The following is an 18,511-nucleotide window of genomic DNA, read 5'->3' as shown; positions in this document are numbered from 1 at the left end:
GTCCTATAACCGACTCGGCCCGCGTCCGCCATTTCGGGCAACGCGGGTCAAGGTGCAGAATTTAGAGGAAAGAACCGAGAAGGTTCGGTTCTCCCGAGGAGGCCGCTCATGACCGCTCGCACCCCTGATGCCGAGCCGCTGCTGACCCCGGCTGAGGTTGCCACGATGTTCCGCGTGGACCCGAAGACGGTCACCCGTTGGGCCAAGGCTGGCAAGCTCACGTCCATCCGCACGCTCGGTGGACACCGCCGGTACCGCGAGGCAGAGGTCCGCGCACTGCTTGCGGGTATTCCGCAGCAGCGCAGCGAGGCCTGACACACCCCTGTCACGCAGCTCAACAGCAGCACAGCATCACCATCGGGCAGCCGCCGGGTCCCCCAACCTCAGGCCGCCCATACACAGCTCCACTCGACGGACGCCTGCCCCAACGGGCGTCATACCTGTGTAACGGGTGCGTCGTTTCGATCGCGCTGGACTCCGCCGGGTCCAGCGCGATCTTTTTTGTGCCCCGCCGGGGCCGGCCGGGAGCGCCTTGGATTCGCGGGGGCGCCTGGGAATCCAAGGCCCCGCAGAAGGGGGCACCGGGCCCTCCCGAGCCCTCTCATGCCCCCGTGAACGGCCCGTACACCCGCCTCCCGGGTCCGGGGCCGGTGGCCGATAACCGGGTGGTCGGTCGGCTTCCGGGCCGGCCGCGGTGTTCCCGCCGGGCCGTCCGGATGCCCGGTCCCGCCGCCGTTCGTGGCTCTGTGGGCGGGTCTGTGCGGGAGTGTGGGTGAGCGTCCCGGACGCCGTGGGACACCCCCGGACGGAACGGTCCGGCCGAACGGGCACCCCGGTGCAATTGCACATATTAAATTCGCCACTTGTAGGGGAGGCGTAAACTCCCCCGGTCTGAAAACTCGTTCGGTGACACCCGTCACACCGCATGATGCTTGCCAACTCCGAGAGTGCCACTGTCGGGAAGCGGAATCACCCGGCCGATGGTCACCGTCCGGAGGGCCTTTCGGCCCTGTCCCGGCCCTCGTCGCCCTCCGTCGGTACGGCGGTGCCCTCGGCGGCCACGGGGACGGCGGGCCGCCCGGCGCGCTCCCGGGGCCCGTACGAGCCCTCCGGAGGCTCCGGGGGTGCCTGGGCGTCCGGAGGGGACTCCGGAGCCGCCCCGCTCTCCCCCTGCTCCATGGCGAGGCGCAGCAGCCGGTGGCAGATCGGGCAGTGGCGGGTGAGGTGGCCGTAGCCGGACGCGGCGGCCAGATGGGCGCGGAGCAGTGCGCGGGTCTCGTGTCGTGCTGTGGACGCGGACATGCGAGCCACCTCCCGGTGAGCCCGGCCGTCCCCCGCCGTGAAGAGCGCCGAGGGAACAGGGACAGCCTCGTCCCTACGGGGTACCGGCGCCGGCGGAGGGCGTCAAGACGCGAGAAAGCCCGGATCGAAGAGATCCGGGCTTTCTTCTGCTGCGGTCCTGACGGGATTTGAACCCGCGGCCTCCACCTTGACAGGGTGGCGAGCACTCCAAACTGCTCCACAGGACCAGGTTTTCGCCGCTTGCCTTGCGGCTTGCTGCGAAACCAGACTGTACAGGAGGTGGGAGGGTCAGGTCGACTTCACTCCTGGTGGTGACTCCGTCACCGCCTCCCGGGCCCCGCGGGGCCCTCCTCCTCAGGGCGCCAGGGCGTCGATCGCCTTCACGATCCGCTTGTCCGAGACGGGGAACGCGGTGCCCAGCGCATGCGCGAAGTAGCTGACGCGCAGCTCCTCGATCATCCAGCGGACGTCCAGCACCTCCTGCGCCACCGGCCGTCCCTGCGGGAGCTGTTCGAGCAGCCAGGCGTACTCGTCCTGCATCTCGTGGACCTTCTCCATCCGCGTGGTGTCCCGCTGCACGGCCGTCGGCATCTGCTGGAGCCGCCGGTCGGCCGCCACCAGGTAGCGCATCAGGTCGGGCAGCCGGCGCAGACCGGTGGCCGTGACGAAGCCGGGCGGCACGAGCCGGGCCAGCTGGTCGCGGACGTCGGTGACGTTGGCGAGCAGCGTCGGGCTGGTGGTCGCCTTCAGCCGCCGCTCACAGGCCTGCCAGGCGGCCAGCACCTGCTGCACCTGGTCGACCGTGCGGACGGTCAGGTCCACGAGATCGGCGCGGACCTTGTCGTACAGCGTCCGGAACGCCTTCTCGTCCCACGCCGGGCCGCCGTGCGCGGCGATCAGCCGGTCGGCGGCGGCGGTGGCGCAGTCCTCGAAGAGGGCCTGGACCGAGCCGTGCGGATTGCGGGAGAGGGCCAGCTTCTGCTGGTTGGTGAGCCGGTCGGAGGCGAACTTCGCCGGGTTCACCGGGATGTTCAGCAGGATCAGCCGCCGGGTGCCGCGCCACATCGCCTGCTGCTGCTCGGCCACGGTGTCGAAGAGCCGTACGGCGACTGTCTCGCCCTGGTCCACCAGGGCCGGGTACGCCTTCACCGGCTGCCCGGCCCGCCGCGTCTCGAAGACCTTGTCCAGCGTGCCGATCGTCCAGTCCGTGAGGCCCGAGCGCTCGACGGACTCGCCCGAGGGCCCCGCGGTCGCCGCGGCGGCCTTGGAGAGGGCCTGACGGGCCTTGGGGCGCAGCTTCAGCCGGAGCGCCTCCAGGTCCTTGTCCTCGGCCACCTTGCGGCGCCGCTCGTCGACGATCCGGAACGTGATCTTCAGGTGGTCCGGGACCCGGGAGAGGTCGAAGTCGTCCGCCGTGACCGGCACCCCGACCATCCGGTGCAGCTCACGGGCGAGGGTGACCGGCAGCGGCTCCTGGAGCGGGACGGCCCGGTCCAGGAACTTCTCCGCGTAGTTCGGCGCGGGGACGTAGTGGCGGCGGATCGGCTTCGGCAGCGAGCGGATCAGCTCGGTGACGACCTCCTCGCGCAGCCCCGGGATCTGCCAGTCGAAGCCCTCGGCGGTGACCTGGTTGAGCACCTGGAGCGGGATGTGGACGGTCACACCGTCCGCGTCCGCGCCCGGCTCGAACTGGTAGGTCACCTTGAACTTGAGCTTCCCCTGCCGCCAGGAGTCCGGGTAGTCGTCCTTGGTGACGGCCCCGGCCTTCTCGTTGATCAGCATGGAGCGCTCGAAGTCGAGGGCGTCCGGCTCCTCGCGCTTCTTGTGCTTCCACCACGAGTCGAAGTGCGCCCCGGAGACGATGTGCTCCGGAATGCGCTGGTCGTAGAAGTCGAAGAGCGTCTCGTCGTCCACGAGGATGTCGCGGCGTCGGGCGCGGTGCTCCAACTCCTCGACCTCGCCCAGCAGTTTGCGGTTGTCGTGGAAGAACTGGTGGTGGGTGCGCCAGTCGCCCTCGACCAGGGCGTTGCGGATGAACAGATCCCGCGAGGCCTCCTGGTCGATCCGGCCGAAATTGACCTTGCGCTGGGCGATGATCGGCACCCCGTAGAGGGTGACCCGCTCGTACGCCATCACCGCCGCCTGGTCCTTCTCCCAGTGCGGCTCGCTGTAGGTGCGCTTCACCAGGTGCTGGGCCAGCGGCTCGATCCACTCGGGCTCGACCTTGGCGTTGACCCGCGCCCAGAGCCGGGAGGTCTCCACCAGCTCGGCCGACATCACGAACCGGGGCTGCTTCTTGAAGAGCGCCGACCCGGGGAAGATCGCGAACTTGGCGCTGCGCGCGCCCAGGTACTCGTTCTTCTCGGTGTCCTTCAGCCCGATGTGCGACAGCAGCCCGGAGAGCAGCGAGGTGTGGATCGCCTGCTCGGGGATCGACTCGTCGCCCTTGGGCTCCTCGACGGTGATCCCCATCTGCTTGGCGACCGTCCGCAGCTGCGCGTAGATGTCCTGCCATTCGCGGATGCGCAGGAAGTTCAGATACTCCTGCTTGCACATCCGGCGGAACGAGGACGAGCCGCGCTCCTTCTGCTGCTCCCGGACATAGCGCCAGAGATTGAGGAAGGCGAGGAAGTCGGAGGTCTCGTCCTTGAACCGGGCGTGCTGCTGGTCGGCCTGCGTCTGCTTCTCGGCGGGCCGCTCGCGCGGGTCCTGGATGGAGAGCGCGGCGGCGATGACCATGACCTCGCGGGCGCAGCCGTTGCGGTCGGCCTCGATGACCATCCGGGCCAGCCGAGGGTCGACGGGCAGCTGGGAGAGCTTGCGGCCGAGCGGGGTGAGCCGCTTCTTCGGATCCTTCTCCGCCGGGTCGAGGGCCCCCAGCTCCTGGAGGAGCTGGACGCCGTCGCGGATGTTGCGGTGGTCCGGCGGGTCGATGAAGGGGAACTTCTCGATGTCCCCGAGCCCGGCGGCGGTCATCTGGAGGATGACGGAGGCCAGGTTGGTCCGCAGGATCTCCGGATCGGTGAACTCCGGCCGGGTGACGAAGTCGTCCTCCGAGTAGAGCCGGATGCAGATCCCGTCCGACGTACGGCCGCAGCGGCCCTTGCGCTGGTTGGCGCTGGCCTGGGAGATCCGCTCGATCGGCAGCCGCTGGACCTTGGTGCGGTGGCTGTAGCGGGAGATACGGGCGTTGCCCGGGTCGATCACGTACTTGATGCCGGGGACGGTCAGCGAGGTCTCGGCCACGTTCGTCGCGAGGACGATGCGGCGTCCCGTATGGCGCTGGAAGACGCGGTGCTGCTCGGCGTGCGAGAGGCGCGCGTAGAGGGGGAGCACCTCGGTGTGTCTGAGGTTGCGCTTGTTCAGCGCGTCCGCCGTGTCCCGGATCTCCCGCTCCCCGGAGAGGAAGACCAGGATGTCGCCGGGGGCCTCGTGGCTCAGCTCGTCGACGGCGTCGCAGATCGCGGTGATCTGGTCGCGGTCGGAGTCCTCGCTGTCCTCTTCGAGGAGAGGGCGGTAGCGAACTTCGACGGGATACGTCCGCCCGCTGACCTCCACGATCGGTGCGTCCCCGAAGTGGCGCGCGAACCGCTCCGGATCGATGGTCGCGGAGGTGATGACGACCTTCAGGTCCGGGCGGCGCGGCAGCAGCCGGGCCAGATAGCCGAGCAGGAAGTCGATGTTCAGCGACCGCTCGTGGGCCTCGTCGATGATGATCGTGTCGTACGCCAGCAGCTCGCGGTCCGTCTGGATCTCGGCGAGCAGGATGCCGTCCGTCATCAGCTTCAGATACGTCGACTCCGGGTTCACCTGGTCGGTGAAGCGGACCTTCCAGCCGACGGTCTCGCCCAGCGGCGTCTTCAGCTCGTCCGCGACCCGCTCCGCGACCGTGCGCGCCGCGATCCGGCGGGGCTGGGTGTGCCCGATCATGCCCCGGACGCCGCGCCCCAGCTCCATACAGATCTTGGGCAGCTGCGTGGTCTTCCCGGACCCGGTCTCACCGGCGACGATCACGACCTGGTGGTCGCGTATCGCCTCCAGGATCTCGTCCTTCTTCTGGCTGACCGGCAGCTCTTCGGGATACGACAGGGCCGGCAGCCGGGCCGCGCGCGACGCGAGCCGGTCGGCCGCCTTGCCCGCCTCGGCCGCGATCTCGTCCAGCACGGACTGGCGGGCCTCGGGCTTGCGGATGCGGCGCGCTCCTTCGAGGCGCCGGCCGAGCCGGTTCGCGTCACGGAGCGAGAGCTGTCCGAGCTGGGACTGGAGATCGGCGAAGGAAGTAGACATACGGATCCCAGGATCTCACCCGGGCGCGAGGAGTGGCGACCGCATTTCGGGCGGAGTGCGTCACGCGCCACGTACCCTTTCAGGCAGCCGAACGCTCGGCCCCGTCCCGTCAGCCCCTCCCCGTACGAAAGGTGCCGGTCCCGTGTCCCGTACGCAGTGGTGCTGTCTGACGGCGCTGCTCGCGGTCGTGATGGGGCTGCTGTGCGGGCCGGTGGTGGCCTCCTCCGCCGCCGGTTCGCCTTCCCCGGTGGCGGTCTCCGCCCGGGAGACGCCCGAGGCGACTGCCGGGGCGAGCACTGGCGTACGGGTGGCCACGACCGTCGCCCCGGCCCCCGTGGTGGAGGCCGCCGACGCGGACACCCGGGTCCCCGGCTGCGGGAAGCTCCACGACCACGAGGGCGAACCGGCCGTCCCGACCCGGGCCCGTGCCGCGTACGACCAGGCACCCGGCCTCGCCCCGTGGGGGCTGCCGCCCGCCACGACGGGCGCCCTGTCGGCCGAGGAGCCCTCAGGGATACGGGCCCGCGCCCCGGCCCCCGCCACCCCGACCCCCGTCGAACTCTCCGTGCTACGGGTGTAGGCCGCGGCTCCCGCCCCGACCCGCACCACCTTTCTCGTTCTTCCGCACCACAGCACGGAGTGCCGCATGCCCACGCCCAAGAAGCCCACGTCCGCGTCGAAGAAGCCCGCGCCCAGGAGCAGCCGGCCCTCGTCCCGTAAGCCCCTCGTCTACGGCGCGGTGATCGTCGTGGCCGCCGGTCTCCTCGGCTTCGCCTCCTACAAGGCGACCTCCCCCGGCTCCTCCTCGAAGGAGACCTCCGCCACCGGCCCCGCCGCCGAGGTCTCCGCCGACGCCCAGGCGGGCGTCTACCCCGAGCTGGCGAAGCTGGCCCGCCGGGACGCGGGCGACAAGCTGGCGGTGGGCCGCGCGGACGCCCCCGTCGTCCTGATCGAGTACGCCGACTTCAAGTGCGGCTACTGCGGCAAGTTCGCCCGGGACACCGAGCCCGAGCTGATCAAGGAGTACGTGGAGAACGGCACCCTGCGCATCGAGTGGCGCAACTTCCCGATCTTCGGCGAGGAGTCCGAGAACGCGGCGCGCGGGGCCTGGGCCGCCGGGCAGCAGGACCGCTTCTGGGAGTTCCACGCGGCCGCCTACGCCGAGGGGGCGAAGGAGAAGGGGTTCTCCAAGGACCGGGTCAAGGCCCTCGCGCAGGAGGCCGGGGTCAAGGACCTGGCCCGGTTCATGAAGGACCTGGACGGCGAGGCCGCCCGCGCGGCCGTCGCGAAGGACCAGGAGCAGGCGTACGGGATCGGCGCCACGTCCACCCCGTCGTTCCTGATCAACGGCCGCCCGATCGCGGGGGCGCAGCCGAAGGAGACGTTCACGCGCGCGATCGAGGCGGCGGCGGAGCAGGCGAGGACCACCGGCACGGCGGGCAGCGCAGAGGACTCCACGGGCTCAGAGGACTCCGGGAACTCCGAGGACTCCGCCAAGTGACGGCGGACATCGGCTACTTCGCGGCCTTCCTCGGCGGACTGCTCGCCCTGGTCAGCCCGTGCAGCGCGCTGCTGCTCCCGGCCTTCTTCGCGTACTCCATCGACTCCACCTCGCGCCTGCTGGCCCGTACCGGCATCTTCTACGCCGGTCTCGCCACCACGCTCGTCCCGCTCGGCGCCGCCGGTTCGTACGCGGGCCGGCTCTTCTACGGCCACCGGGACGCCCTGGTCACCGGCGCGGGCTGGCTGATCATCGCGCTCGGGGCCGCCCAGATCGTCGGCCTGGGCTTCGCGTCGAAGCGCATGGCGGAGATCAGCGGCCGCATCCGCCCCACCACCGCCTTCTCCGTCTACGCCCTGGGCGCGGTCTACGGCCTGGCGGGCTTCTGCGCGGGCCCGATCCTCGGCAGCGTCCTCACGGTGGCGGCGGTGAGCGGCAGCCCGGTCTACGGCGGCCTGCTGCTGGCGGTCTACGCCCTCGGGATGGCGGTCCCGCTCTTCGTCCTTGCCCTGCTCTGGGAACGCTTCGACCTGGGCCGCCGCACCTGGCTGCGCGGCCGGACCGTCCGGCTCGGCCGGTTCGAGCTGCACACCACGTCGCTGCTCTCGGGCCTCTTCTTCATCGGCCTGGGCGCGCTCTTCCTCGCGTACGACGGAACCACCGCGCTCCCCGGCCTGCTCGGGGTCGACAGCTCGTTCGCCGTCGAGCAGTGGGCGCAGAAGCTGGGCGAGCGGGTGTCGGACGCGGTGCTGCTGGGGGCCGTGGTGCTGGTGGTGCTGGGGGCTCTCGGCGTACGGGCCTGGCGGCGGCGCGAACCGGCGGTGGAGGAAGCCGAGAAGGGGTGAGAACGGCGAAGGCCCCGTCCACCGGACGGGGCCTTCGAGAAGTGGCTGGGGCCGGGATCGAACCGGCGACCTATCGCTTTTCAGGCGATCGCTCGTACCAACTGAGCTACCCAGCCACGCAGCCACAGAGACTGCAGCGGTCCTGACGGGATTTGAACCCGCGGCCTCCACCTTGACAGGGTGGCGAGCACTCCAAACTGCTCCACAGGACCAAGCAATGCGCGAAACAAGTCTCGCACACGGTGAAACGTGCCCCCAACGGGATTCGAACCCGTGCTACCGCCTTGAAAGGGCGGCGTCCTGGGCCACTAGACGATGAGGGCTATTGGCCCGCCGGTTCGCTTTGCAGCGCGTCGGGGACGTGAGAAGCATATGGGATGGGTGGAGCTATCGCCAAAACGGTTTACGGCGAGGGGGTGGGCCGCGCCGGAGAGCCCGTCGGGGACGGGCTGGGCGAGGGCGAGGCGGGGGTCTCCTTCTCCAGGTTCTCCTCCGGCAGATGGCGGCTGACCTCGGCCGTCGTCAGCCCGAGACCGCCGAGCGTGATCTCGTCCCAGGCCTGGAGGCGGCGGGTCGAGCGGTCCAGGTAGAGCACCGAGGCGCGCACCTTCTCCGGCTTCTCGTTCTGCACCGCGCGCAGTCCGCCGCCGCCCGTGGAGCCCTCCACCTTCAGCCGCGTACCGCCCTTGAGCTGTTCGTTGACCCGGTTGTGGAGGTGGCCCGCGAGGACCAGCGGGACCGTGCCGTCGGTCTGGCGGGCGGTGGCCGGGTCGTGGGCGACGGCGATGTCGACCGGGGTGCCCGCCTGTTCCTGGTCGCGGAGGGCGGAGGCCAGGCGCATCCCCTCCAGCTCGGCGGCCGCCTTGCCGCCGACCGGGCGGGTGCGGTCCGGGGTGAACGAGGCGTCGCCGGTGCCGGCGATCCGCAGCCCGGCCACGTTCACGGCTCGCCCGTTGTCCAGGACGCGCACGTTCCGGAACTTCTCCAGATACGCCTGCGTGACCTTGGAGTCGTGGTTGCCGCGCACCCAGACGTACGGGGCGCCGAGGTCGCGGATCGGGTCCAGGAAGCCGTTCTCGGCGGCCGAGCCGTGGTCCATCGTGTCGCCGGAGTCGATGATCACGTCGATCTCGTACTGCTTCACGAGCGAGGCGATGATGTGCCAGGCCGCCGGGTTGAGGTGGATGTCGGAGACGTGCAGGGCGCGGATGGTGCCGGGGTCCGGCTGGTAGACGGGGAGCGTGGAGGTGGCGTCGTACAGCCGGGTGACGTTGGTGACCAGGCGGGCCAGCTCCCGCTGGTAGATGTCGAACTCGGTGACGATCGAGCGGGCGTCGCCGACGAGGGACGGGGCGCTGGAGAGCAGCCCGGAGAACTTGGGCTCCAGGACGGACTTCGGGTTCCAGGTGGCGTACGCGCTGACGCCCGACGCGGCCAGCAGGGTGAGCGCCAGCCCGCCCGCGGCCAGGGCGCGGCGCGGGCGGCGGTAGACGACGAGGCCGAGGGCGGTCGCCCCGGAGATCACGGCGACGCAGGAGCGTACGGCCAGCTCGCGGGTGCCGGCGGCGACGTCCCGGGTGACCTCGTCCTGGAGCCCGGAGAACCGTTCCGGCTGGTCCACCAGGGCCTGGGAGCGCACCGGGTCGAGGCGGTCGACGTCCACGTCGAGGCGGAGCGGGGCGATGTGCGAGTCCAGCTCCAGGGCGCCCAGCGGGGACACGTTGATCTTGCTGCCGCCGGTGAGGGACGGGCGCAGGGTCATGTTGGTGTCCATCGGCCCGACCGGCGTACGGATGGAACCGACGGCGAGCAGCCCGAGCCAGGCCCCGATCACGACGACGCCGAGCAGGCCGAGGGCGCGGACGTACGGGTTGGGGGTCCCGTTCCCCGCGCTCAGGTCGCCGGGAGCACCGGTGGGATTGCGCGCACGGGACTTCGGGCGGACGAGCTGGCTGAGGCGGTGCCGGACGCGGTGGGCTGCGGCACGGAACGGGACGCGGACCATTGGGCGCGTATGCCCCGGTACGGGCCCGCCCATGCGGGGAGCCGGCGGCGAAGTGGATCAGGAATGCCCGTGCGGTGGATCAGGAACGCGCCGCGAAGTGGATCAGGAACGTCCGCGAAGTGGATCAGAGGCCGCGGCCACCTGCCCGTACCGGCCTCCCGTACGTGACAATGGCGGAGTGCTGGAGATGACGCGGGAACAGTTCGAGGAACTGGTCAGCCAGGCTCTTGACCGGATTCCGCCGGAGCTGATGCGGCTGATGGACAACGTGGCGGTCTTCGTCGAGGACGAACCGGAGCCCGGCGACCCCGACCTGCTCGGGCTCTACGAGGGCACCCCGCTCACCGACCGGGGCGAGTGGTACGCCGGGGTGCTGCCGGACCGGATCACCATCTACCGGGGCCCGACGCTGCGCATGTGCGAGACCCACGAGGACGTCGTGGCCGAGACCGAGATCACCGTCGTCCACGAGATCGCCCACCACTTCGGCATCGACGACGAGCGGCTGCACGCCCTCGGCTACGGGTGAGCGAGCAGGCGCCGGAGGAGCTTCCGGAACCGGGACCGCCCGCCGCCCCGCAGGCCCGGGTGCTGGGCGCGGTCGCGGCGGGCGGTGCGCTGGGCGCCCTCGCGCGCTACGGGGCCCTGGTGCTCTGGCCGACCCCCCGTGGCGGCTTCCCGTGGACGGTGTTCGTCGTCAACGTGAGCGGCTGCGCCCTGATCGGCGTCCTGATGGTGCTGACCGTGGAGCGGGGCCGGGTGACCCACCCGCTGGTCCGGCCGTTCCTGGGGGTCGGGGTGCTCGGCGGGTTCACGACCTTCTCGACGTACGCGGCCGATGTCTCGGGCCTGCTGGTCCGTCAGGAACTGGTGGCGGCGGTGGCGTACATGGTGGCGACGGTCCTCGCGGCCCTGGCGGCGGTCTGGGCGGGCGCGGCGGCGACGAGACGGCTGCTGGACGGGGGCGTACGCGGCGTACGGGACGAGGGGCGTGCGGGGTGAACTGGCTGCTGGTGGTGGTCGGCGGGGCGGTCGGCGCGCCCCTGCGCTATCTGACGGACCGGGCGGTCCAGGCGCACCAGGGCCACGGCGTCGCCTACGTCTTCCCCTGGGGCACCTTCACGGCCAATGCGGCGGGCAGCCTGCTGCTCGGGGTGCTGACCGGGGCCGCGGTCTCCTCCCCGGCGCACGCCCTGCTGGCGACGGGGCTGTGCGGGGCGCTGACGACGTACTCCACGTTCTCGTACGAGACCCTCCGCCTGGCCGAGACGGGCCGGGCCTTCCTGGCCGCGGCCAACGTGGTGGCGTCGCTGCTGGTGGGGCTGGGCGCGGTGTTCCTGGGGGCGGAGCTGGCGGGCGGGTTCGGGTAGCGGCGGGGGAGCGGGCGGGGTTTCGGGCGTGTCTCCGGCGGGGTCCGGGGAGTTGGGCACGGCACCACAGCCACCGCGTACGGCGTGCTGCTCGTAGCCGTACGACAACAGGCTCCGTCCCTCCCGTTCTCCGCTCTCCCCAGGAACACCGCTCCCTCGCCCCGGAGGTGCCACCCGTGCGCAAATTGTCCGTCCCCGTCCGTTGGGCAGCCGTCACCGCGCTGACGATCGCCGCGTCCACCGGCTGTATGAGCGTCGGCGACGACGGTGCCAGGCCGGGGCCCTCGGGCTCCGCCGACTCGACGGGCGGGCCCATCGAGCTGAACGGTGAGACGGTGGCCGGTTCCGGCGGCACCGGCCACCGCGGCGGTGACGCCCACCCCCACTCCGACTCCTCCGCCGACGCCGAGGCGGGCGCGGACCGGAAGAACCCGGGGAAGGAGCCGAGCCCGGAGGCGTCGGCCACCGTGCCGCCGTCGGACGCGACGAAGGGCCCGCGCCCCGAGCCCGGCGCCCCGCAGCCCTCGCGCCCGGGCCATCCGCCGGCCCCGACGCCCTCCACGCCGGGCCCGGGGGAGCCGCCGCCGGTCGTCCCGGAGCCGCCCGCTCCGCCGCCCTCTCCCGACCCGGACCCGGACCCCGACCCGGAGCCCACCGAGCCCTCCGAGCCGCCCCCCTCCGCCTCACCCGCCGCACAGCTGCGGACGCAGTCGATGGGCGGGGCGGACGAGGGCAGGCCGCTGCGGACGCCGGAGGCATCACCGCAGGTGGGGCCGGTGTAGCAGGAGACTCGGAGGGCGCGGGTTGCGCAATGTGGGTGAGAGTGCGTATGGTGGTAGATCGTTTGATCCCATTGCCCGGCGCCGACACAGAAGAGCGCCGTGTGGCGCGTACTCTCCCTTGCCGTGGCTGGACCGCATTGAGGCGGTCGAAATTGCGAATCACGGAGTTATGGGCGCGTGCCGAGACTCCGGAAGGTTTCGCATTTCGCATGTCAATTTCCAGTTCTGACCGCACCGTCATGCCCGAGAACATCGACACCGACGCGCTCACCGAGCTCGTCGAGTCCGCGGTGACCGAGGCCCCGGCGGGCACGTCCGCCGCCGCGGAGTCCGAGACGGACACCGGCTCCGACGCCCACGTCGACGCCGACGACACCACCGCCTCCGACTCCGCTCCGGCCGCCGAGGCCGACGCCGAGCCGACCATCACCTTCGGTGACCTGGGCCTGCCCGAGGGCATCGTCCGCAAGCTCGCGCAGAACGGTGTGACCACCCCCTTCCCGATCCAGGCGGCGACCATCCCGGACGCCCTGGCCGGCAAGGACATCCTCGGCCGTGGCCGTACGGGCTCCGGCAAGACCCTCTCCTTCGGTCTGCCGACCCTGGCCGCGCTGGCCGGTGGCCGCACCGAGAAGAAGAAGCCCCGCGCCGTCATCCTCACGCCGACCCGTGAGCTCGCGATGCAGGTCGCGGACGCGCTGCAGCCGTACGGCGACGTGCTCGGCCTCAAGATGAAGGTCGTCTGCGGCGGTACGTCGATGGGCAACCAGATCTACGCCCTGGAGCGCGGCGTCGACGTTCTCGTCGCCACCCCGGGCCGGCTGCGCGACATCATCAACCGCGGTGCCTGCTCCCTGGAGGACGTCCAGGTCGCCGTCCTCGACGAGGCCGACCAGATGTCGGACCTGGGCTTCCTGCCCGAGGTCACCGAGCTGCTGGACCAGGTTCCGGCCGGCGGTCAGCGGATGCTCTTCTCCGCCACCATGGAGAACGAGATCGGCACGCTGGTCAAGCGTTACCTCTCCAACCCGGTCACCCACGAGGTCGACAGCGCCCAGGGCAACGTCACGACCATGTCGCACCACGTCCTCGTCGTGAAGCCGAAGGACAAGGCGCCGGTCACGGCCGCCATCGCCGCCCGCAAGGGCCGCACCATCATCTTCGTCCGCACCCAGCTGGGCGCCGACCGCATCGCCGAGCAGCTCATCGAGTCCGGCGTGAAGGCCGACGCGCTGCACGGCGGCATGACCCAGGGCGCCCGTACGCGCGTCCTGGAGGACTTCAAGAAGGGTTACGTCAACGCGCTCGTCGCGACCGACGTGGCCGCCCGCGGTATCCACGTGGACGGCATCGACCTGGTCCTGAACGTGGACCCGGCCGGTGACCACAAGGACTACCTGCACCGCTCGGGCCGTACCGCCCGCGCCGGCAAGTCCGGTGTCGTCGTCTCGCTGGCGCTCCCGCACCAGCGCCGCCAGATCTTCCGCCTGATGGAGGACGCGGGCGTCGACGCCTCGCGCCACATCGTCCAGGGCGCGGGCGTCTTCGAGCCGGAGGTCGCCGAGATCACCGGCGCCCGTTCGCTCACCGAGGTCCAGGCCGACTCCGCGAACAACGCCGCCAAGCAGGCCGAGCGCGAGGCCGCCGACCTGACGAAGCAGCTGGAGCGCGTCCAGCGCCGCGCCGTCGAGCTGCGCGAGGAGGCCGACCGCCTGGTCGCCCGTGCCGCCCGCGAGCGGGGCGAGGACCCCGAGGCCGCGGTGGCCGAGGTCACCGCCGAGGCGGAGGCCGCCCTGGTGGCCGCCATCTCCGTCCCCGAGCAGCCGGCCGCCCGTGAGGAGCAGCGCCGCGACGAGCGGGGCAACTACGAGCGCCGTGACAACCGCGGTGGCGACCGTGGCGGCTACCGAGGCAACGACCGCCGTGACGACCGCCCGTCGTTCAACCGCGACCGTGACCGCCGCGATGACCGTGGTGGCCGTTCGTTCGAGCGCCGTGACGACCGCCCCTCCTTCAACCGCGACCGCCGTGACGACCGTCCGTCGGGCGGCTTCCGCTCCGGTGGCGGCGACCGCCGTGACGACCGTGGTGGCCGTTCGTTCGAGCGCCGTGACGACCGCCCCTCCTTCAACCGCGACCGTCGCGACGACCGCCCCTCGGGTGGCTTCCGCTCCGGTGGCGGCGACCGCCGCGATGACCGTGGTGGCCGTTCCTTCGAGCGCCGCGACGACCGTCCGTCGTTCCGCGACCGCCGTGACGACCGTCCCTCCGGCGGCTTCCGCTCCGGTGGCGGCGACCGCCCGTTCAACCGCGACCGTCGCGACGACCGCCCCTCCGGCGGCTTCCGCTCCGGCGGCCACGACCGCCCGACCGGCCGTCGTGACGACCACCGAGGCGCCAACACCGGCACCAACACCGGCTCCTTCGGCCGCCGCGACGACAAGCCGCGCTGGAAGCGCAACGGCTGACCACTGAACAGGTCCGCCTGACAGACCGGCAGGGCCCGTACGCCACCGAACCGACTCGGTGACGTACGGGCCCTGTTGCCGTCCCCGTCCCCAACAGCACACCCCACCCCATCAACAGCACAACCCATCCCGAAAGGGACACGACGGCGCCCCGACAGGGCCCGACACCGATACCGGATCGGCTGCCGGGACCGGGCGGGCTATGCTCGTGGGTGATGCGACCGGGGCCGTTAGCTCAATTGGTCAGAGCAGCGGACTTTTAATCCGTTGGTTGTGGGTTCGAGTCCCACACGGCCTACCCCTGGACCCCAGGTCAGAGTGTTTCTCTGGTCTGGGGTCGTTTCATATTCTGGGGCATTCAGGGCGCGCGCTCCATCGAAGCTCCATCGAAGTGCAAACGATCACGAGGCGAGACGCTCATCGCCCCGCCTCGCCAGCGGGTCGACGAGCTCCAGCGCGTCCAGCCACTCCATGACGGCGGCATGGGGGTAGAGCGTGGCTCTGCCGACCTTGCGCCCTCGCTTCGGGCCGGTGCCGCGATGCCGTATCTGGCGCACGGCGCCCGGCGTCTTGCGGATGAGCGCCGCGACTTCCCGCGTCGTCGTGAAGTGGGGCGGCGGCGTCGCTGGCGTCTCCATGGGCAGAAGCCTTCCTCGCCGAGGGCTCCCCTGCTCCACCCGAAGGTGGGGATTCCAGAGGCGATGGCCCTTCGGGGCAGGCATCGTGAGAGCACGAAGCAGCCCCCGCCTCGTGTGAGAGGCAGGGGCTGCGGTCGTCCTGGGCGGGCTACGCCTCCGGGTTGGTGGGGATCAGGAACCCCCGTACCGGGCGGGGCTCCTCCGGGTCACGGGAGTCCGGCTGCTGCCCGGCCTTCCACGCGGCCACCATGTCCGCGTACCGCGGGTCGATCCATTCCTTCGCCATGAGGCACCTCCTGCCCAGAAGGCTACGGCCACTCCGGCTTCGGCATCGGCCGGATCGTGCACTCCGGGGCGTGCTGGCACCGAGCCGCCACCGCGGCGAGGGTCTCGTCGGACGGGTCGCCCCACAGCTCCGCATCCGGCACGTACCCCAGGCCGGCGATGGCCTGCCGGGTCCGGTCCAGGATGGCCGGGTCGTAGTTCGTCGGGTCGTACCCGGGGAAGTGACGGACGAAGTTCCCGCCCAGCTCCTCGCACAGCTCGGCGTACATCGCGGTGTGCAGCAGCAGTGCGTGCCACCCCTCGTCGACGATCCGCGAGGGGGCCAGGCCGACGCCGGGGTTGCGGGAGCAGGCAGCCACGAACTTCAGCGCCTCCTCGACGATCCGGCCGGCCATGTCCTGGGGCATGTCGGGGTTGGCGTCCATGACGGTGGTGCGGCAGCTGGTGAACCGCTCGTCGGCGATGAGCCCTCGGGCGATGACGGGTAACTGGCCTACGCTCATGGTGATCTCCTTCTTCCGGTTGGGGGTCGCCCGCCCGGTCGCGGTCCTGCCAGGGAGTGCGCGGCCGGGCGGGAGTCAGTGGTGCCGGGCCTGGCGGACGGCTGCGCGGAGACGGGCAGCGGTCGGGCACGGGTTGTCGGCGCGGCAGGTCGGGCAGCTGATCGTGTGGCCGAGGAGCGCCCGGTACTCGGTGTCCTCCGCGGCCGTCTTCACGACGCACCGCCGCGGCACTCGGGGCACTCGCAGGCGGGGAACCGGTCGGTGGTCTCCGGTCGTTCGAGCGGCACGACCTCGGCTTCCGGCCGGATCACACGGGTGACCCGTCGCGGTTCACCTCGTACACCTTGATCGTCATCACGGGTAAGCCCCCCGTTGCAGTCGGTGAGGAATACGCCGACCGTAGGGCTGCCCGGCCGCCCTGGGGCGAGAGTTTCTATCGGTTTCTACGCGAGCCCCGAGACCGCCCGAGCAATCAGCCGCAATGCCGCAGGCCCGTGCGCCGCACCGGCGCTGAGCTCGTCGTGCGCCGCGAGATACTGCGCGACCTCCGAGGGCGTCGTGATGGTGATCGCCGCCGTCAGCAGCTCCACCCCGACCTGCTCCTCGTCGAAGATCGTGAACGTCTCCAACGGCCACATAGTCGAGGCCCTGGAAGGCACTATCCCGAGAGTCACCGTCGGCAGCGCAGCCACCTGGAGCAGATACCCGAGCTGCTCGGCCATCGTCTCCGTGCTGCCGACCTGACGCCGGAGGACAGACTCCTCGATCAGGATCGGGAAGCGCCGGCCCGCGCGCCGGATCACCCGGGACCGCTCCACCCGGGCGTCCGCTGCCGCGCCTGAGTCATCCGGCGTTCGGTTGAAGCGGGCGATCTCAGACAGCAGCGCAGCCGCATACGCGCGCGTCTGGAGCATCCCCGGGACCACGCTGGAGCTGTACACCCGCATGACCTTGGTCCGCTCGTACAGCGGCGTCCGGGCCTGCTGCACACCCTTGAGACCGCGCCCCTGGACGCGCCTCCACTCCGTGTACATCTGCTGCGCCTGGCGAGCAGACGCGATGAGGTCTGCGGCCTCGTCTTCCGCGCCGCACGCCCGGCACCAGGCCCGGATGTCCTCGTCGCTGGGCTGGGACCGGCCGCTCTGCAACCGGCTGACCTTCGAGCCCTGCCAGCCGGTGCGCTCTGCCAGCTGCTGCCCCGTCAGGCCCGCGTCGGCGCGGAGGCCGCGCAGCCGGAACGCGATCCGGTCGCGCGCCTCCTGGACGCGGGCTGACGAGGAGGCTGCCATCAGTCGAGCACGAACTCCGCGTGCGGCACGGCCCGTTCCCAGACCGCCGCGAAGGCCTGCCCGGCGCGGTCCGCCGACACCGGGCTCTCGTCCAGCTCGTCACGGAGGTGCGTACCGTCCCCGGCGAAGTGATGCCAGCGGATCAGTTGTCCGTCGAAGAGCCAGTAGTCGTGGGCCGGGAGGAGCAGCCCGAGCGCCTGGTCGCGCGGGAGCCAGCGGACGTCCTCTCCCGCTGCGAGGTTCCGTGGCGTGCACGAGTGCTCGAACCGGATGTACTCCGTGGCCGGCGTTGAGATGACCCGCGCACGCTGGACAGCGACACCGCGACTCACGGCGTCAGCGACCGAGTCGTGGAACGCGCCCCACCACGCTGCCCGGTCGGCGGTGCCCGCCTGTTCGCCCGCTCGCCAGGCCTTCAGGTCCTGGTCCTCCTCGTCGACCGCGTAGACGTCGCGCGTCTCCAGGTGCACGGCCGAGGTAGTGCACTGCGCCAGGAGCTCAGCGAACGGCGGCAGCGCGCGCTGCGGCATCGAGTACCTCCTTCAGGGCCTCGGCCATGCGGACGGGCAGGCGTACAACCGACTCGTTCTCGGGGATCGGCCCGGCGTCCAGGCACTTCGCTTGAAGCGCTGCGTCCGCCTTCCATCCTTGGATCACGAACTCCCCTGCCTCGTCGTCGAACCAGATGGTCGGGCAGTGATCGCCGTTCGTCTCCGGGTCCTTTGCGATGAAATGTAAGGTCGTGGCCGCCTCTGCCGGTTGGGAATTGCGCGAGTTTCTACGGCTGTACCGCACCATCGTGCAACTGCTGAGGGCGCCAGCGGGCCGGAACGCCGGAAGATGAAACCGAGCCAGCCGCCCCCGGGGCATGACGAAAGCCCCCACCGCCGCGAGGCAGTGGGGGCCGGGGTTCGGTCAGCGGAGGAGGGCGAGGAGCCCGGTCGCAGCACCGCCGACGCCCGCGAGGACGCCGATCGTGGGCAGCGGCCACCGGGCCCGCTCCAGAGTGCGGAGGCGTACCTCGTGGTCGGCCACATCGCTGCGGATGTCCTTCGTCTCGTCGAGCACCCCGTCGAGCTTGGCCTCGACGCGGGACGTCGCCTGGGCCAACCCGCGCACCTCCTGGTACATCTGCCCCAGGGGGATGTTCACCCCCGGGTCCTGCGGCGTCACCACCTACACCCCCGTGGCAGGGATGCCGGGTCGGCTGTCGCTGGCAGCGTCGACCCGTGCCCT

The 18,511-nt window shown here is 71.3% G+C and carries 20 protein-coding genes and 5 tRNA genes; 10 read left to right on the top strand and 15 right to left on the bottom strand.

What is annotated here, in order from left to right; all coding sequences use genetic code 11:
- Positions 1-108: 108 nt before the first annotated feature.
- Complete coding sequence (bldC, locus tag DJ476_RS15775) at positions 109-315, top strand: developmental transcriptional regulator BldC (RefSeq protein ID WP_003949541.1); 207 nt, start codon at positions 109-111, stop codon at positions 313-315.
- Positions 316-984: 669 nt separating this feature from the next.
- Here the strand turns inward: bldC and DJ476_RS15770 are convergent.
- The 3 genes from DJ476_RS15770 to hrpA all read right to left on the bottom strand — a co-directional run bounded on the left by DJ476_RS15770 (position 985) and on the right by hrpA (position 5,589).
- Positions 985-1,302 (bottom strand): DUF6274 family protein, encoded by a 318-nt coding sequence (locus tag DJ476_RS15770; protein WP_103421183.1) that lies wholly within the window; start codon positions 1,300-1,302, stop codon positions 985-987.
- 152 nt (positions 1,303-1,454) lie between these two features.
- Positions 1,455-1,529 (bottom strand) — tRNA-Asp (locus tag DJ476_RS15765).
- Positions 1,530-1,656: 127 nt separating this feature from the next.
- A complete protein-coding gene (gene hrpA, locus DJ476_RS15760; protein ID WP_112490812.1) occupies positions 1,657-5,589 on the bottom strand; it encodes an ATP-dependent RNA helicase HrpA in 3,933 nt (1,310 codons plus the stop codon).
- Between the two features lie 142 nt (positions 5,590-5,731).
- Here hrpA and DJ476_RS15755 point away from each other — a divergent pair, with 142 nt between their 5' ends.
- The 3 genes from DJ476_RS15755 to DJ476_RS15745 all read left to right on the top strand — a co-directional run bounded on the left by DJ476_RS15755 (position 5,732) and on the right by DJ476_RS15745 (position 7,935).
- Positions 5,732-6,169 (top strand): hypothetical protein, encoded by a 438-nt coding sequence (locus DJ476_RS15755; protein ID WP_112490811.1) that lies wholly within the window; start codon positions 5,732-5,734, stop codon positions 6,167-6,169.
- A gap of 66 nt (positions 6,170-6,235) precedes the next feature.
- Positions 6,236-7,090 carry a DsbA family protein gene (locus tag DJ476_RS15750; protein ID WP_103421186.1) on the top strand — a complete coding sequence of 285 codons (855 nt, stop codon included), beginning with the start codon at positions 6,236-6,238 and terminating at the stop codon, positions 7,088-7,090.
- On the top strand, positions 7,087-7,935 hold the full coding sequence (locus tag DJ476_RS15745; protein ID WP_112490810.1) for a cytochrome c biogenesis CcdA family protein: 849 nt from the start codon (positions 7,087-7,089) through the stop codon (positions 7,933-7,935). The genes DJ476_RS15750 and DJ476_RS15745 overlap by 4 nt, the downstream gene beginning before the upstream one ends.
- A 42-nt stretch (positions 7,936-7,977) precedes the next feature.
- Here the strand turns inward: DJ476_RS15745 and DJ476_RS15740 are convergent.
- The 4 genes from DJ476_RS15740 to DJ476_RS15725 form a co-directional block, all read right to left on the bottom strand.
- A tRNA-Phe gene (locus tag DJ476_RS15740) sits at positions 7,978-8,051 on the bottom strand.
- Between the two features lie 21 nt (positions 8,052-8,072).
- A tRNA-Asp gene (locus DJ476_RS15735) sits at positions 8,073-8,147 on the bottom strand.
- A 38-nt stretch (positions 8,148-8,185) separates the two neighbouring features.
- Positions 8,186-8,258: transfer RNA gene (locus DJ476_RS15730), tRNA-Glu, on the bottom strand.
- An 80-nt stretch (positions 8,259-8,338) separates the two neighbouring features.
- Positions 8,339-9,940 (bottom strand): metallophosphoesterase family protein, encoded by a 1,602-nt coding sequence (locus DJ476_RS15725; RefSeq protein WP_112490809.1) that lies wholly within the window; start codon positions 9,938-9,940, stop codon positions 8,339-8,341.
- Positions 9,941-10,118: 178 nt separating this feature from the next.
- On the opposite strand from DJ476_RS15725, the gene DJ476_RS15720 reads away from it, so the two are divergent.
- The 6 genes from DJ476_RS15720 (at position 10,119) to DJ476_RS15695 (ending at position 14,858) form a co-directional block, all read left to right on the top strand.
- A complete protein-coding gene (locus DJ476_RS15720; RefSeq protein ID WP_015610126.1) occupies positions 10,119-10,469 on the top strand; it encodes a metallopeptidase family protein in 351 nt (116 codons plus the stop codon).
- The gene (locus tag DJ476_RS15715; protein WP_103421189.1) at positions 10,466-10,942 is read left to right on the top strand and encodes a FluC/FEX family fluoride channel; all 477 of its coding nucleotides are present in this window, start codon (positions 10,466-10,468) and stop codon (positions 10,940-10,942) included. The genes DJ476_RS15720 and DJ476_RS15715 overlap by 4 nt, the downstream gene beginning before the upstream one ends.
- Positions 10,939-11,310: a fluoride efflux transporter FluC gene (locus DJ476_RS15710; RefSeq protein ID WP_070200611.1), complete on the top strand. Its 372-nt coding sequence runs from the start codon at positions 10,939-10,941 to the stop codon at positions 11,308-11,310. Before DJ476_RS15715 ends, DJ476_RS15710 begins: the two co-directional genes overlap by 4 nt.
- A 176-nt stretch (positions 11,311-11,486) precedes the next feature.
- On the top strand, positions 11,487-12,092 hold the full coding sequence (locus DJ476_RS15705) for a hypothetical protein (RefSeq protein ID WP_112490808.1): 606 nt from the start codon (positions 11,487-11,489) through the stop codon (positions 12,090-12,092).
- A gap of 239 nt (positions 12,093-12,331) precedes the next feature.
- Positions 12,332-14,560, top strand: coding sequence for a DEAD/DEAH box helicase (locus tag DJ476_RS15700; RefSeq protein ID WP_103421191.1), 2,229 nt, complete (start codon positions 12,332-12,334; stop codon positions 14,558-14,560).
- Positions 14,561-14,784: 224 nt separating this feature from the next.
- A tRNA-Lys gene (locus tag DJ476_RS15695) sits at positions 14,785-14,858 on the top strand.
- 103 nt (positions 14,859-14,961) lie between these two features.
- On the opposite strand, the gene DJ476_RS35150 is transcribed toward DJ476_RS15695, so the two are convergent.
- The 8 genes from DJ476_RS35150 to DJ476_RS15665 form a co-directional block, all read right to left on the bottom strand.
- Entirely contained in the window at positions 14,962-15,198 is a 237-nt protein-coding gene (locus tag DJ476_RS35150; RefSeq protein ID WP_208853504.1) for a helix-turn-helix domain-containing protein, read from the bottom strand.
- Between the two features lie 148 nt (positions 15,199-15,346).
- On the bottom strand, positions 15,347-15,484 hold the full coding sequence (locus DJ476_RS34915) for a hypothetical protein (protein WP_164837750.1): 138 nt from the start codon (positions 15,482-15,484) through the stop codon (positions 15,347-15,349).
- Positions 15,485-15,506: 22 nt separating this feature from the next.
- Complete coding sequence (locus tag DJ476_RS15685; protein WP_112490807.1) at positions 15,507-15,986, bottom strand: glycine-rich domain-containing protein; 480 nt, start codon at positions 15,984-15,986, stop codon at positions 15,507-15,509.
- A gap of 75 nt (positions 15,987-16,061) precedes the next feature.
- On the bottom strand, positions 16,062-16,199 hold the full coding sequence (locus DJ476_RS34495; protein ID WP_162638706.1) for a hypothetical protein: 138 nt from the start codon (positions 16,197-16,199) through the stop codon (positions 16,062-16,064).
- Between the two features lie 230 nt (positions 16,200-16,429).
- The gene (locus DJ476_RS15680) at positions 16,430-17,275 is read right to left on the bottom strand and encodes a helix-turn-helix domain-containing protein (RefSeq protein WP_112490806.1); all 846 of its coding nucleotides are present in this window, start codon (positions 17,273-17,275) and stop codon (positions 16,430-16,432) included.
- Positions 17,275-17,805 carry a DUF6879 family protein gene (locus DJ476_RS15675; protein ID WP_112490805.1) on the bottom strand — a complete coding sequence of 177 codons (531 nt, stop codon included), beginning with the start codon at positions 17,803-17,805 and terminating at the stop codon, positions 17,275-17,277. The genes DJ476_RS15680 and DJ476_RS15675 overlap by 1 nt, the downstream gene beginning before the upstream one ends.
- Complete coding sequence (locus DJ476_RS15670; protein ID WP_112492530.1) at positions 17,774-18,073, bottom strand: hypothetical protein; 300 nt, start codon at positions 18,071-18,073, stop codon at positions 17,774-17,776. The genes DJ476_RS15675 and DJ476_RS15670 overlap by 32 nt, the downstream gene beginning before the upstream one ends.
- 117 nt (positions 18,074-18,190) lie before the next feature.
- On the bottom strand, positions 18,191-18,427 hold the full coding sequence (locus DJ476_RS15665; RefSeq protein WP_318294706.1) for a hypothetical protein: 237 nt from the start codon (positions 18,425-18,427) through the stop codon (positions 18,191-18,193).
- Positions 18,428-18,511 lie beyond the last annotated feature (84 nt).

Source organism: Streptomyces bacillaris (assembly GCF_003268675.1).
In the GTDB taxonomy this organism is placed as follows: Bacteria; Actinomycetota; Actinomycetes; order Streptomycetales; family Streptomycetaceae; genus Streptomyces; species Streptomyces bacillaris.
This window is presented reverse-complemented; position numbering and strand designations above follow the sequence as displayed.

Bases quoted from the DNA above. Each gene is read 5' to 3' on its own strand.
- bldC (WP_003949541.1), top strand. From the start codon at position 109: ATGACCGCTCGCACCCCTGATGCCGAGCCGCTGCTGACCCCGGCTGAG.
- DJ476_RS15770 (WP_103421183.1), bottom strand. From the start codon at position 1,302: ATGTCCGCGTCCACAGCACGACACGAGACCCGCGCACTGCTCCGCGCC.
- hrpA (WP_112490812.1), bottom strand. From the start codon at position 5,589: ATGTCTACTTCCTTCGCCGATCTCCAGTCCCAGCTCGGACAGCTCTCG.
- DJ476_RS15750 (WP_103421186.1), top strand. From the start codon at position 6,236: ATGCCCACGCCCAAGAAGCCCACGTCCGCGTCGAAGAAGCCCGCGCCC.
- DJ476_RS15725 (WP_112490809.1), bottom strand. From the start codon at position 9,940: ATGGTCCGCGTCCCGTTCCGTGCCGCAGCCCACCGCGTCCGGCACCGC.
- DJ476_RS15700 (WP_103421191.1), top strand. From the start codon at position 12,332: ATGCCCGAGAACATCGACACCGACGCGCTCACCGAGCTCGTCGAGTCC.
- DJ476_RS35150 (WP_208853504.1), bottom strand. From the start codon at position 15,198: ATGGAGACGCCAGCGACGCCGCCGCCCCACTTCACGACGACGCGGGAA.
- DJ476_RS34915 (WP_164837750.1), bottom strand. From the start codon at position 15,484: ATGGCGAAGGAATGGATCGACCCGCGGTACGCGGACATGGTGGCCGCG.
- DJ476_RS15685 (WP_112490807.1), bottom strand. From the start codon at position 15,986: ATGAGCGTAGGCCAGTTACCCGTCATCGCCCGAGGGCTCATCGCCGAC.
- DJ476_RS15680 (WP_112490806.1), bottom strand. From the start codon at position 17,275: ATGGCAGCCTCCTCGTCAGCCCGCGTCCAGGAGGCGCGCGACCGGATC.
- DJ476_RS15675 (WP_112490805.1), bottom strand. From the start codon at position 17,805: ATGCCGCAGCGCGCGCTGCCGCCGTTCGCTGAGCTCCTGGCGCAGTGC.
- DJ476_RS15670 (WP_112492530.1), bottom strand. From the start codon at position 18,073: ATGGTGCGGTACAGCCGTAGAAACTCGCGCAATTCCCAACCGGCAGAG.